This window comes from Acidaminococcales bacterium, from assembly GCA_031290885.1.
Lineage (GTDB): Bacteria > Bacillota > Negativicutes > Acidaminococcales > JAISLQ01 > JAISLQ01.
Genome location: JAISLQ010000007.1, coordinates 19,038 through 33,054, shown reverse-complemented (window position 1 = coordinate 33,054; position 14,017 = coordinate 19,038). Strand labels below are relative to the sequence as shown.

The 14,017-nt window shown below is 52.1% G+C and carries 10 protein-coding genes; 4 read left to right on the top strand and 6 right to left on the bottom strand.

The genetic code is table 11. The features are described 5' to 3' along the window. On the bottom strand, positions 1–818 hold an 818-nt coding region (locus LBO03_01410; GenBank protein ID MDR3348259.1), incomplete at its 3' end, for a Ppx/GppA family phosphatase. Positions 819–1,056: 238 nt separating this feature from the next. Here LBO03_01410 and LBO03_01405 point away from each other — a divergent pair. Together LBO03_01405 and LBO03_01400 are read left to right on the top strand one after the other, a co-directional pair. Further along, positions 1,057–2,610: an HD domain-containing protein gene (locus tag LBO03_01405; protein MDR3348258.1), complete on the top strand. Its 1,554-nt coding sequence runs from the start codon at positions 1,057–1,059 to the stop codon at positions 2,608–2,610. A 10-nt stretch (positions 2,611–2,620) separates the two neighbouring features. Further along, positions 2,621–4,786 carry an RNA degradosome polyphosphate kinase gene (locus LBO03_01400; protein ID MDR3348257.1) on the top strand — a complete coding sequence of 722 codons (2,166 nt, stop codon included), beginning with the start codon at positions 2,621–2,623 and terminating at the stop codon, positions 4,784–4,786. A gap of 229 nt (positions 4,787–5,015) precedes the next feature. Here the strand turns inward: LBO03_01400 and LBO03_01395 are convergent, their stop codons facing one another. Then, a complete protein-coding gene (locus LBO03_01395) occupies positions 5,016–6,932 on the bottom strand; it encodes a TonB-dependent receptor (protein MDR3348256.1) in 1,917 nt (638 codons plus the stop codon). A 266-nt stretch (positions 6,933–7,198) separates the two neighbouring features. On the opposite strand from LBO03_01395, the gene LBO03_01390 reads away from it, so the two are divergent. Both LBO03_01390 and LBO03_01385 read left to right on the top strand, forming a co-directional pair. Further along, entirely contained in the window at positions 7,199–8,725 is a 1,527-nt protein-coding gene (locus LBO03_01390) for a hypothetical protein (GenBank protein MDR3348255.1), read from the top strand. Between the two features lie 96 nt (positions 8,726–8,821). Beyond that, positions 8,822–9,178: a hypothetical protein gene (locus LBO03_01385; GenBank protein MDR3348254.1), complete on the top strand. Its 357-nt coding sequence runs from the start codon at positions 8,822–8,824 to the stop codon at positions 9,176–9,178. Positions 9,179–9,200: 22 nt separating this feature from the next. On the opposite strand, the gene LBO03_01380 is transcribed toward LBO03_01385, so the two are convergent. From LBO03_01380 to LBO03_01365, 4 genes are all read right to left on the bottom strand, one after another. Continuing rightward, entirely contained in the window at positions 9,201–11,279 is a 2,079-nt protein-coding gene (locus tag LBO03_01380; GenBank protein ID MDR3348253.1) for a PBP1A family penicillin-binding protein, read from the bottom strand. Between the two features lie 96 nt (positions 11,280–11,375). Continuing rightward, entirely contained in the window at positions 11,376–11,870 is a 495-nt protein-coding gene (locus LBO03_01375) for a hypothetical protein (GenBank protein MDR3348252.1), read from the bottom strand. A 389-nt stretch (positions 11,871–12,259) separates the two neighbouring features. After that, complete coding sequence (locus LBO03_01370) at positions 12,260–13,036, bottom strand: ABC transporter ATP-binding protein (protein ID MDR3348251.1); 777 nt, start codon at positions 13,034–13,036, stop codon at positions 12,260–12,262. Beyond that, complete coding sequence (locus LBO03_01365) at positions 13,036–14,016, bottom strand: iron ABC transporter permease (GenBank protein MDR3348250.1); 981 nt, start codon at positions 14,014–14,016, stop codon at positions 13,036–13,038. Before LBO03_01365 ends, LBO03_01370 begins: the two co-directional genes overlap by 1 nt. Position 14,017 lies beyond the last annotated feature (1 nt).

Here is a 14,017-nt window from a genome sequence, read left to right as displayed (position 1 = left end):
CCGATCTCGCCGGCCAAAATGATATCGGCGCGTTCGCTGTTGAGACCGGGTATTTTTTTTCTTTGTTCGCAGCTGGTATTGCGCAGGATATTGAACACCTCGTTAAACTGGGCATTGTTCAGGCGATAATTGTGCAGTTTCGGGTAACTGTAATTTACGCGCCGTTGATATATCTTGGCGACGTTACGCACGGTGCCGCCTATGCCGATGATCGGCAGTTTGGAATTTTTCAGCCAGGGAAAGGATTTTTTTATTTTTTGCCCGATATACGCAGTTATCTCCCGAAAAGTCTTGCTGGGCATCTTGTCGGAAATCTTGAATTTTTCGGTCATGTTCGTCGTGCCAATGTTCAGGCTGACCAAATGTTCCGCGCGGCGGTCGCGTATGAGCGCGAGCTCTATGCTGCCGCCGCCCAAATCAAAAAGCACGGCGTTTTTTTCGTCAATGGTGTTGACGACGCCCAGATAGCCGTAATAGGCCTCGGTTTCGCCGCTGATGATGTCTATCTCCAGCCCGGTTTCTTTTTTTATCAGGTTTATGATTTCATTGCCGTTTTTGGCGCCGCGCATGGCGGCGGTAGCCGCCCCGATAATTTTTGTCGTTTGAAACAATACGCACATGTGGCGAAATTTATGGATCGCGTCAAGTATGTCTTTGACCGCGTCCGCCGTAATCTCGTCGTTTTTATTGATACGCTGGCTCAGGCGCAGGGAACTCCTTTGCGCGTAAATTAAATAGTGCGAGTTGTCTTCATGGATGTGCACAATTACCAATCGGGCGGCGTTTGAGCCAAGATCGATTATGCCTACGCGTTGCATGCTTTTCCTCCGGGATGCTCTTTTCAGGTATTTGGCTTGGCCGGCGTTCCTTTTTAACAATAGCACAAAAATGGCAATAAAAAAACTGTTTCTTCTGCACGCGGCCCAAAAGGCCAACGCCGCCTAAAAGGGCAAGGCATCTTTGCCATTTTTTACGGCAGGGATTCGGCTTTTTGTGTAGAATAAAAACTATATTGGGAAATGAAGCCGTTTTGCGCGGCGCCAGAGGTGACTGGCCATGAGTAAAAAAGCGGCGGACATTTTTGCCGCGATTCATTTGGGATCGGAAAAAGTAAGTTTGAAAATTGTAGAGTACCGCTCGCTTGAATACATAAAAGTTCTGGATTTTGCCGAGCAGCGGGTAAGGATAGGCGAAGAAACATTTAAAACCGGCATGGTTTCTTTGGTTTTGGTCAGGGAACTTTGCGAAATTCTCAACAATTACAAACGCCTGATGAAAGAATACGGCGTGGAAAACTATTTTCTTATTGGAACTACCGCCATGCGCGAAGCGCGCAACCGCGTTTTCATGATCGATCAGATATTGATGGCGACAGGGCTCAAAGTGGAAGTCATTGACATGCCTTTGGAAATATATTACAAATATATCTCCATCGCCAGGACGCTGAAAAAAGCGGGCATCGGCGCCGACGGTTCGGCCACGCTGTTCGCGGATATTTCCTCGGGCGGCCTGGGCATTACCATGGTGGAAAACGGCGAGATAAAATATCAGCAGAACATACATATCGGCGTTATCCGCGTAAAGGAAAGTTTTGACAAAAAGCAGCGTTCCACCGCCGCTTTCAATACGTCCCTGACGGAATATCTGAACAGCATTGTTTCGCCGGTCCATGACAATCTGCAAAACTTCAACATTCAAAGGATCGTGCTGTCGGGGACAAATACCTCCCTGCTGCTGAACATGCTGGGCAAAAAAGATCTGAAAGACAAAGTCGCCATTTTGCCGACCAGTCTTTTCGAAGCGCTTTACCAGCGCGTAATTGATATGAAGCTGGCAAAAATAATGCACGAATTTGCCCTGAGCGAACAGGTCGCGGAAATTGTCCTGCCCACGATTATTTTTTATCAGCAGCTCATCGCCCTGACCTCGGTTCAGGAAATAGTCGTCCCCCCCGACAGTTTTATTGACGCCATGGTCGTTTTGTACATAGCCAGGGAGAAAAACCATGAGTGGCTGCGCGAGCTTGATGCTGAAATAGTAAATTTTGTCGGCAACATCGCCAAACATTACAACTACCAAAGCGCGCACGCCAAACAAGTCGCCAGACTCTCGGAGCAGATTTTTGCGCGTATGCGAAAGCCTTATAGATTTTCCGACCGGCACAGGCTTATTCTGCAAATAGCGTCGATTCTCCACGACATAGGGAAATTCGTCAATCTCCGGCAGCATTATTTTTATTCATACAGGCTGATTTTGTCCACTGACATATTTGGGTTGAGCGACGAAGAAAAACAGCTGGTCGCCTACATAGTTTATTATCACGCCAAAGACCTTTTCTCCAAACCAATGGAAGGCATGGCCGGGCCAAAACGCGACCTCATGCCGATAGTCGCCAAACTGTCGGCTATTTTGCGCATCGCGGACGCGCTGGATCGCAGTTACAGACAAAAGGCCGCTCAATGCAAAATATCTTTAAAAGGCGATGAAATGCAAATAATAGTAAAGGCCGGCCAGGATATGTCGCTGGAACGCTGGACGATTGAGGACAAAAGCGCCGCGTTTGAAGAAGTTTTCGGCCTGAAGCCGGTTTTGCTTGAAATGGATGGTTGAGGTAAAGAAAATGCCGAAATATGCCCCCTTGAGCAAAAGCAAATTCAATATGCCGGAGAACTTCATAAACCGGGAGCTAAGCTGGCTGAAATTCAACGCCCGGGTCCTGAACGAATCTACCGTGAGGGAACTTCCTTTATTGGAGCGCCTGCGCTTTATCAGTATCGCCGCCGCAAACCTTGACGAGTTTTTCATGGTGCGGGTAGCCAATTTGATAGACCTTCTGGAAAGCGGCTACCAAGGGCGCGACCCGGCGGGCCTTACGGCAACGGCTCAGTTTGACAAAGTATCGGCTGCCACGCACAAGATGATGAAAACATTTTATAAGTATCTGTTCCCGCTCATTAAAGAATTGCGCAATCACGGCATAATTATCGCCCGCACGGGCGATCTTTCCCCGGAGGGCGGGGAATGGCTACGCCAGTATTTCAACAACACGGTTTTTCCTGTTTTGACGCCCATGGCGGTGGACGCCAGCAGGCCGTTCCCTTTCCTGGCCAACCGCAGCGTCAATCTGGCGGTAACTTTTCAGGAAAATAAAAACGATAAAAGCGAACACAAGCATATCGCCTTTGTACAGGTGCCGTCCGTGCTGCCGCGCCTTCTGGAAGTAAAAACAAACGACAGCGGCCGCGTTTTCGTCTTCCTGGAAGAGTTGATTATGCAATATTGCCAGGCGCTTTTCCCGGGCCATAAGATAAAAACGGTTCTGCCTTTTCGCATAACCAGGAACGCCGACCTTTATATTGACGACATTGACACGGACGACTTGCTGAAAGAAGTCGAGCGCTCCTTGCGCAAACGCAGCCGCGGCGACGTGGTGCGTTTGGAAGTCAATGCCGCCGACGACGATGAAATAATAATTTTTTTAAAGAAAAATCTGTCGCTGGACAAAAGCGACATATATGAAATAAACGGGCCGCTTGATCTTACTTGTTTTTTCAAGTTGGCGAACATGCCCGATTTCGCGTCCCTTTGCAATGCGCCGCAGCCTCCCCAAACGCCGGCCGACCTTCTATGCTGCGATGACATTCTGGCTTTGGCAAAGGAAAAAGACATCATGCTTCACCATCCTTTTGAATCTTTCGAGCCGCTGGTCAAATTGGTGTGCAACGCGGCCGAGGATCCGGAGGTGCTGGCAATAAAACAGACCCTTTACCGGGTTAGCGGCAATTCCCCCATAGTGGACGCTTTGGCGCGAGCCGCGGAAAACGGCAAGCAGGTAACGGTGCTGGTAGAGCTAAAGGCACGATTTGACGAAGAAAATAATATAACCTGGGCCAAGCGGCTGGAAAAATCAGGCTGCCACGTCATATACGGCCTGGTCGGACTGAAAACCCATTCCAAGATCATTTTGATCGTCCGGCTGGAAAACGGCCGGATTAAACGCTACGTGCACCTGGGCACAGGCAACTACAACGACAATACCGCCGCCTTGTATACCGATATGGGCATAATCACCTCCAACGAGCAAATAGGCGCGGACGCCTCGGCTTTCTTCAATGTGCTGTCAGGTTACTCGGAGCCTCCGCTTTTGGACAAACTTGCCATGGCTCCCATTGGTCTCCGGGAAAAGTTTTATAAGCTTATCAACAACGAAATCGCCATTGCCAAAAATGGCGGAACAGGACGCATCATTGCCAAAATGAATTCCTTGATCGACCGAGACATGATCTTAAAGCTTTACGAAGCGTCCCACGCCGGCGTAAGGATCGACCTCATAGTGCGGGGGATTTGCGGTCTTATCGGCGGCAAGCAGAACGTAAGCGAAAACATCGCCGTCCGCAGCATTGTCGGCCGCTATCTTGAACATACGCGGATATTTTATTTCTTCAACGGCGGCGAAGAAGAAGTGTACCTTTCCAGCGCGGACTGGATGGAAAGAAACCTTAACGACAGGGTGGAACTGCTTTTCCCGGTCGAAAGGGGCGAACATATCGAAAGGATTAAAAACATACTGGACGTTTATCTTAAAGACAACGTCAAGGCTTACACTATGGGCAGCAACGGCACATACCGGCGGTTTGGCAGCCGCCCGCCCCAAATTGACGCGCAGGCGGAACTTTATCGTTCAGCCTGCGAATACGCGCAAAGCGGCCAGCCTTCATTGCAGCAAAAAATGCGGCCGCTTTACAAGAAAGAGGAAAACAATTATCTGGAAGAAGATCGGGTTTGACACCGATGTTGGCGGCGCAAAAAACATCGTAGAACGCATTGAAGAAAATGTCGGCGCAAACTGAACCGATAGCAACCGCAAAAGCCATTGCCAAGGCAGTCGCCATGGCGCCGCGCAACGTTCAGGTTCACATTCAAGCGCTAAAAGCGTTGGGCTTAATAGAGCGCGTCGGCTCGGCAAAGTACGGCCATTGGACAGTGAAGCTGCCGAACGCTCATGGTCAACGACGTCAAAAGCTCAGTCGCATGCTGACATGCCAATAGCGCCCCATTTCCAAGGTGTCTTCGTCGCGCTTGTCGAATATGTTGTAAAGCCCGGCGACTATCTTGGTGTTTTTGTTTAATTTGCAGCTGCCGGCAAGATTCCAGAGAACGTAAGAACGCGCGCGCTGATTGGCGATACTCGCATCGTTGGCCGGCAGATAGCTGCCATAAAGCTGCGCCCAGAAATCGGCAGTAAAGCATTTATGGTCGTCCCAGGACAGGCGCGAAGTGAATAGGTCGCGCGCGCGGTTAGGCAAGCGGGCATGAGTTGTGTCGTTGGTTGCGTCCAGCAAGGCATAGCTGTTCGCCCACGACCAGTTTTTACCTAATTTGACAGCGTATTCCGCTTCCAATCCTTGAATGGTCGCTTTGTCAATATTTGTGTATTGGCCGGAAGAAATATCAATAAGATTTTTCACGTCGTTGTAGAACCAAGTAATTTTATAACGGGAGCGGGCGAATTCCTTTTCATAGGACAAGTCGTAAGAATTGGCTTTTTCCGAGCGCAGGTTCGGATTGCCAATTTGTCCGGCGGTCATATTGTAAAGCTGGTTGGGCGTTGGGCTGCGGAAAGCTTTTGCGGCGTTGATTTTCAGCCTTGACGCGTCGTCAAACTGATAAATCAATCCAAGTTTGGGGCTGAAATCGCTGCCAAATTTGTTGTTGTCGTCATAACGCAGGGCAAGAATGGTTTTGAATTTAGGCGTAACCCGCCATTCGTCCTGAACATACAGGCCGAGATAATCAAGCCAGGCGGTAGAACCTTGTTTCGTAGTTCCCGCGTAGGTAACGTAGAAAATGCCTTCGCCGGTATTCACGGCGGTGCCGCGGAACTTTTCCGGCCGGTATTCGGCGCCGGCAACTAAGGTATGCCGCTCGTTTATTTTTCTGGTCAGGCGTCCTTCCAAGACGCGCATGACGCGTTCGGCCCGTACCCAACTGCCCGAGTTCATCAGGGCGCCGGTAGTATTGTTCAATTGATCGACATCTTTGCTGAGCCGCCCCTGGTAATAACGAAAGAACAGTTCGGTTCCTTCGGCCTTGCGGGTATAGCTGAGCGACTGCTCGTCGCGCCGGTTGTTGTCCAGCGTCCGGCGCAAAAACGATGGATTGGGCCTAAAGGTTATTTCATTCGTCCTTTCCTCCCCGTAAGAAAGGTTGAGGGTAAGGGTTTCCGTCGGGGACAGGTCGTAGTCGATCCGCGTCCCGACGTCCCGATGCCAGCCATAAGGTTGGTAGGTATAACCGGGCCCTCGGTACAAGGGCTGGCTGTCGCGGTAAGACGCATACAGGGAATAGCGGAAGCGCCCGGCCTGGCCGGACTGGAAATTAAAATCGTAATTGCCCGTGTCGCTCTTGTCGTGGGCGTAGCGCCCAAGATCCAAAGACAGATTGAAGGACTGCTCTTTGGCGTTTCGCGTAATTATATTGACTACGCCGCCCAAAGCCTCGGTGCCGTAAAGGGCGCTTTGCGGCCCGCGGACGATCTCGACGCGCTCGATGTTGGCCAGCGGTATGCGCCCCAGTTCAAAAAGCTGATCCGGTTCCGCAGCAAGGCGGCGGCCGTCCACCATGATCATGGAAAAGCGCGAGTCAAAGCCGCGGATGTTTATGCTTTTTTTGCCCGTGCCGCCAACCACTTGGATGCCGGTGGCCAAGCGCAAAACCTGCCCAAGGTCTTGCGCGCCAATCCGCTCCATGTCATCTTTGGTTATGACCTGCACGGCCGCCGCCACTTCCTTGGTGTCGCTGGCAACGCGGGTGGCCGTAACCACGATCGGCGCCAGTTCAAACTCGGCGGCATTATCTTCGGCCAAAGCGACCGCAGGCGCGCCCAGGGCAAAAACGCCGAGCAGTCCCGCGAAAAACTTTTTCCTTTTCATGCCGATCTCCTTTCAAAACAAAATAATATGCCTATAAAACCTATCCTCTGCCGCAATAATGCCCTTAGTTATCTGTAGATAACTAAGGGCATTATACCATATTTTTTAAAGAAAAACAGCCCGAAAATTATCACAGCGTTACAAAAAGCCGTGCGCGCCTGCCCTGCGGCTGCCGCTTGAAAAACTCAAATTTTATCGGTATTTTGCCAATCAATTTTTCTTGTGGTATAATTAATCAGTTCAATTTTGACCGGCGAGGGGTACGGATGAAAAATGTTTATGATGCCGTGCGTTTTTTTTATGAACAAGACGCGGCGTGGAACGATATAATTAAATATGAATGGGTGGAAGGTTTTCTACGAAAAAAAGCCTGGCAGCACGCCGACGACAAAAAACTCCAGGCGATGTGGCAGCAGCTTTTGATGTTCGGCCTTTATTTGGCCTACGCGGACATTTCCCTCCAGCAGGCCAAACTGATTAATTTTCGCGAAATGCTGAATTGGCTTGGGCGCAACGTGGCCGACTTCAAATTGAATTCGGCTTCGGTCGAGCGTTATTTCAATACTTTGATCGATTTTTATGATTATTTGTCCCAAAAAAAGATCGTTGAGCCGACCGGCGCGCTGCGCGAGGCCGCTAAGTTTATGGCGCGCGGCGAGTTGAAATTGCCTGACGCCCTGCGCAAGGACATCAACCTTTCCTTCGTTTCCGACAAATTCGCCACCCCGGACGCGCCCGCCCCTATTTATCTTAAATTGGACGAACATTTGCAGGAGCTGCTTTTGCTTTTAAACCAATTTTACCAGAAAAGGGAGTATATGCCCGATTTTGAACGAGCCATATTTTTGTATCATGGCATCATGGGCTGGGACGAGGATGACCTCGAGAACCGCCGGCAGGATTTTTGGCTGGGGTTTTGGGATTATTTTCTTTTTGATTACCGGCTGCTCAAAAACGACAAGACCCCGCTTCGGAATTTCCGTGACCTCGGCGATTATCCGGCGGAAACGGCCGAACTTTTGGACGAGCTGATCAACGCCCGCTTCGCCGTTTTTTTCGTCAAAAACGTATCGGCCGAGGACTGGCTGGAGTGCGAGGATCTTTTCACCGGCCACAATTTCTTTCTGCCCAATCCGATTGAAAACACGCTGCCCCTGAAAGAGCTTTTGTTCATGGGGCATCTTTTCTCCGACAATATGGTCCTGGTAAATTACGTTATGAGCGTACCGGTAAGTTTGAAACTGCGGCGGCGAATAAAGAACGAAGTGGAAAAACAGATGAAATTTTACTTGGCGCAGGAGCCGGACGCCAATTGGGACGGGTTTTTCCGGCGGCACGCGGTGGCGGTGCGGCACGCCATAGATATTTTCACGACCTTCAGCAAACTGAACGCCGTCCCCGATATTGCCGCCCCCCGGCAGGCACAGCGCTCCCAACCGGCCGAAAAGCTCGTGAATACGGGCGTGATCGGCAAATTGCTGCCAGCTATGGCGGAAAATATGTTTTCTTTTCACGACCAGCAGCTGGCTCTGCGCATGTGGCTCGATTACTGCGCGCAAAGGAAAACAGCGGTCAAAAAGCCCCAACTGTGGGCGGCTGGCATTGTGGCGATTTTTGTCGACCTTAATTCGGCGTTTACCGTTGATTATGATTATATCGCGAACATATTTAAAGTGCCGCTGGCCGCCGTCTATAGATACAAAAGCTACATTTCCCGCGCGCTCGGCATCGAGCCTTACGATTTGCGCTATCTCAACGAAGAAGGCTTCATCATGTTGCTGATGGATCATTGAACCATATTGATCCACGGTAAAAACCGAATACGAGTTTAACCGCAGATCGGCGGCAGCGCTGCCGGAGGCGGCAAAAATTATTTTGGGGGATAGCTGATGCGCTGCGCGAACTGCGACCGGGAATTTGACGAGACCGGCGGCGACTGCCCATATTGCGGCGCCGTGCCCGATAAGGAGCTGAACCGCCAAACGGCTTTTAACCGAATGGGGGAAAAACCGCCGGAGATAACGATAAACGAGGACGGTTTTTACGAGGGTCAAGGCTTCGACCGGCGCGAATGGCGCAACGATCCGCGCGCACGGGTTTGGACGGCGCGCTTTCCTTCGGGAATATTGGGAAGCCTTTTGCTGGCGGCTATTTTGCTTTTTTCCGTATTTGTGCTGTTGCCGGCTTTTATTTTTATCGCGCTTGGTTTGGCCGCCGCGTGGTTCATTTATCGGCTGTTCGCGTAACGCGGCCGCCGGCGGCGAAACTTTACAATTTACTGTCGCCGGTTCGCCGCCGGTTGGAAGGCGGGGGGGTTTCGGCCGGTTTTTTGCTATCGTTTTTGTCGGCGTTTTTAGCGGCGGGCGGCGGCCTTTTGATCGGCGGCGACGCGCCTGGCTGTTTTTTGTCTTTTTCTACGGGATCGGTGTCTTTTTTGATTACCGGCTCCGGCGGTATTATCACTCCGGGCGGACGTTTGAAGTTTTGCGCGGGAGTATCTTTCAATGCTTCGGCCATAAATTTGCCCCACAGTCGGGCGGGCAAATCGCCGCCGGTCATGCCCCGGAGATCGCCGCCGCTGTCAATGCCGATCCATACGGCGGCGGACAGGTCCGGCGTAAAACCGACAAACCAGGCATCTTTGTATTCGCTCGTAGTGCCGGTCTTGCCGGCCGCCGGGCGGCCGATGTTGGCGGCATAGCCTGTGCCGCGGCTGATCACGTCCTGCATCATGTTGTTGACGATGTATGCGCTGTTGACCGGAACTACTTGCCGGGAATTGGTTCTCGCCATAAATATCGTTTTGTTGTTGCGGTCGACAACTTTCATTACCGCCACAGGTTCCGTATACAAGCCGTTTTGCGCAAACACGCCGAACGCGCTGGCCATCTCCAGGGGCGTAACGCCGCGGGTCAGCCCGCCGAGCGCCATGGCGAGGTTGATGTCATTCACGTTGCCTGAGAGCACAAGTGTGGATATTCCCATTTTCTGAGCGAAACTGAGCACTCTTTCCGGCGTTACCTGCTGGGCGAGAAAAACGGCGGGGATGTTGTAGGAGTTTACCAAAGCCGTGCGCATGCTTATCTTGCCGTGAAAAGTCCAGTCATAATTGCGCGGCGACCAGCCGCCGGGCAGTTTCAGGTCTTTGTCGTCCATTATCGTGGCCGACGTGAGCCCGCTGTCGATCGCCGCCAGATACACGAAAGGTTTAAAAGCGGAGCCGGGCTGTCGCACCGCTAAAACCGCGCGGTTAAATTGATCTGTCCCCCGCCCGCCGATCATGGCTTTTATCTGCCCGTCGCGCGGGTCAAGGGCGATCAGCGCGCCCTGCGGCTGCTCTAGGCCGTTGGCGTCGGTCTCGTAAACAGGCACGTCGCGCATGGCGTTTTCCGCCGCCCGCTGCACGGCCATGTCGATGCTCGTATATACCTTCAGGCCTTCTTTGTAGACGGCGTCCGCGCCGAATTTATCGATCAGGATCTGCGTTACGTAGTCAATGTAGTAATCCAGTTTGTTGGAAGCGGCTTTGCGGTGCGAAGTAACGTCGATTTTTTCCTCCCGGGCGGCCTTTGCCTCCTCGGGCGTTATGAATTTGTATTTTGCCATCTGATCCAAAACAATGTGCTGGCGCTCTTTGGCGGCGTCAAAATTGGCGAGCGGCGAAAAATAGTTGGGGCTCTTGGGGATGCCCGCCAGCATGGCGGCCTGGGCCAAAGAAAGTTTGCCGACATCTTTGCCGAAGTAAACCATCGAAGCCGACTGCACTCCGTAAGCGCCCTGCCCGAAATAGATCTGGTTAAGGTACATCTCAAGGATTTCGGATTTTGTGTATTTTTCTTCTATTTTGAGCGCGACGACCACTTCCTGTATTTTGCGGTTGAGCGTCTGCTCTTGTGTCAGGACGGTATTTTTGGCTAATTGCTGGGTTATGGTGCTGCCGCCTTCCGCGATCTGCGTATTGGTTATATTGCTCCAGGCCGCCCGCAGGATGGCGCGCAGGTCAATGCCGGCGTGCTGGTAAAAGCGGATGTCCTCAACCGCGATAAACGCGTCCTGCACATCCTTAGGAATTTGGCTGAGCTTTACCGGTATGCGGTTTTCTTCCGATTTGGTCGTCGCGATGAGACTGCCGCGATTGTCGAAAAACTGCGAGGCGGCGGCCGGCTCAAGGCTGCCAAGTTGTTCGGGCAGGTTTTTCACGCTGGCGGTAACAAAACCGATTATTGTCCCGCAGATTATGACGAAACCTATAACGAAAACCACCGCGAACAAGCGCAGCAAGTTAAGTTTGGCCCGCTTTTTCCCCGCAGTCTTTTTAGCGGCGCTTTTGGCGTATTTGTCCGGCATTGGCAGGAAAACCCCCTGGAACTGTTTAGGTTATAATTTCATTTGTATTATAACATAAAAAACAAAATAATAAATTACAGGAAAAATGCCTTTTCTTCAGTTTTTCAACCGGGTTTTTATGTGCATGGTATAGCTGTGCATTTCTTTGTCGACGTATTGTTCCAATAGTTCCCAAACCTCTGTTTCCGCTTGATTAAAATACATTGCCGCGCCGAGAAAGACAATCCGCTCAACCACTTCGTCCGGCAATGTTTTCGCCCGGCCGGAGTAAAGTCTTTGAACTTCGGCGATGTTGAATATTTCTTCAAGTATTTCCGCGTCTTTGTAGGCTTTTATATTGCGGAAAGCTTTGACGGTGTTCTCCATGCCCAGCCTGTCGCAATAACAGACAAAGGAAATCAGCCCCTCAAAGCAAGCCGAATTGTTAAAGTCCGCGATATGCAAAAGATCGTTGATAAACTGCGGGTAATTGGCGGCGGTCTCCTCGGTTATGCCGTGGCGCAGCTTCCCCCATTTGTCCAGCACTATGTTTATCACGTCGGCGCCGGAAATGACTACGATGTTTTCCAGCAGCAGATCCACGAAGTTCATTCTTTTCACCTCATACCGTTATTTCGCCCACTCCATGACATAATCCTGCAAAGGCAGGGCAATACCGGTCCCCGGCAAAAGCGCGGCCTCTTTGCGCCGCGCTTTTAAAACGGCGTTAAGGGAGCCTCTGACAATCCATCGCGGCACTACGGCGAATTTTTTCCCGTCTGGGCCGCTTTGGCGAAAGGGCGGCAGCCCCGCCAGCTTTCAGCGGCCAAGCGGCCTGAAAACACGCCGCCATTTAGGGCAAGGTAAGCCCGTCCCCGCAAGGCAGGCGAAGGTTTGAGGCTGCCGCCCCCCCCCATCGCGGACAATCGGCAGTTCATTGCTCGCCCGCGGCCGCAAAAACCCCTCGCCCGACATCCCGCAAGCGATTGTCAGATGCGCCCCTATTTATAATTTATCTTGGCCCAACAGCTTGCGCCGCTTTGCTGCAGGGTAAAGGGCAGTTGATAAAGTTCGGTGAATTTTTCCGCGTCCAGAATGTTTTCTTTCCGCCCCGCCGCCTTGACTTTTCTGTTTTGTATGAGCAAAAGGTGGCTGCTGAAACAAAGCGCCAGGTTGACATCGTGCAATATGGCGACGACCGCGAGCCCAGCGCTGACGCACAGGTTTTCCAGTATGGAAAACACCTCGCTTTGGCTTTTTACGTCAAGATGCGCGGTCGGCTCGTCCAGCAGCAATACGTCAACGTCTTGCGCGAGCGCGCGGGCGACCCATACTTTCTGCCTTTCCCCTTGGCTGAGTTGATGCATGAAACGGCCGCGCTTGTCGCTGATCCCCACGGAGCGCATGGCTTCCTCCACTTTGCCCTTGTCATCCGCCTCTACCCGCGCGAAACGTCCCAGATGCGCAAACCTTCCCATGAATATCGTTTCTTCGACGGTAAAAGAATTGTTCCCTTCCTCGACCGCGACCATCCCTATCCTGCGGGCAACCGCTTTGCGTTCCATGTCGGCGAGCGGCCTGCCTTCCCAAAAGACCGCCCCTTTGCAACAAGGCAGCCAGCCGCCCAAGGTCTTTAAGAAGGTGGTCTTGCCGCTGCCGTTGGGACCCAATACCCCCCAAAACTCCCCTTTGTTTAAAGCAAAAGAAAAATCGGCGAGAATAGTGGCCTTCCCTAACCGAACAGAAACATTGTCGGCCACGAGAAGCGATTTGTCCATCACATGCGCCCCCTTGCCCAAAGGATGTAAAGGAAAAAGGGCGCGCCGAAAAGTGCCGTAACGACGCCGACCGGCAAGGCGGAAAACCACGGCGCAAGGCGGATAAGCCCGTCCGCCCACAAAAGCATTATCCCGCCCCAAACAGCCGAAAGCGGCAGCAGGGTAACGTGCGAAGCGCCCGTCCAATTGCGCAGAAGATGCGGCGCGACCAAACCGATAAAACCGATCGACCCGCTCATGGAAACGGCGAGGCTGGTGATGACTGCGGAAAGAAAAAGGATTACGTTGCGTACTTTTTTTACTTCCACGCCGAGAAAAAACGCCTGCTCGTCCCCTATGCTTATAAGGTCAAGTTCGCGGGCGTAGCCGCAGGTTATGATTATGCACAGGACGATAAAGCCGCAAATGAAAGGATAATTGTCCGGCGGCATGGCGACGCTGCCCATGATCCAAAAAAAGATCAGTTGCATTTGCTGGGAATAAAGCGACATGAGCGCGCTCAAGCAAGCACTGGCGAGGGACGAAATGGCTACGCCGGCCAAAAGCAGGTGAGTTATCGACCCGGTCACGGCGAATTTGGCGTCAAGCCCTTTGACGATGGCGACGGTGCTTATGCCGCCGACAAAAGCCATGAAGGCGATTAAGTTGGGATAGCCCGCGATAATGGCGATGGCCGCCCCTAAAGCCGCGCCGCCGGAGATGCCGAGTATAAACGGCTCCGCCAAGGGATTCTTGAATATCGCCTGCTGGCATACGCCGGCGGTGGCGAGAGCCGCCCCCACGGTAAGTGACAGCAATATCCGCGGCCAGCGCAGCCGCCAGACAATCAATTCTTCCTGCGCCGTGAAATTGTCGCCGAAACCGAGCAATGAACGGACAAAATGGGCAAAGCCTATCTCGTGCGCGCCTGCAGACAAAAGCAGGCATACGCTGATTAAAAGCGCCGCGAAGGCTAGAACGAAAGACCAGCTTGTTTTCATT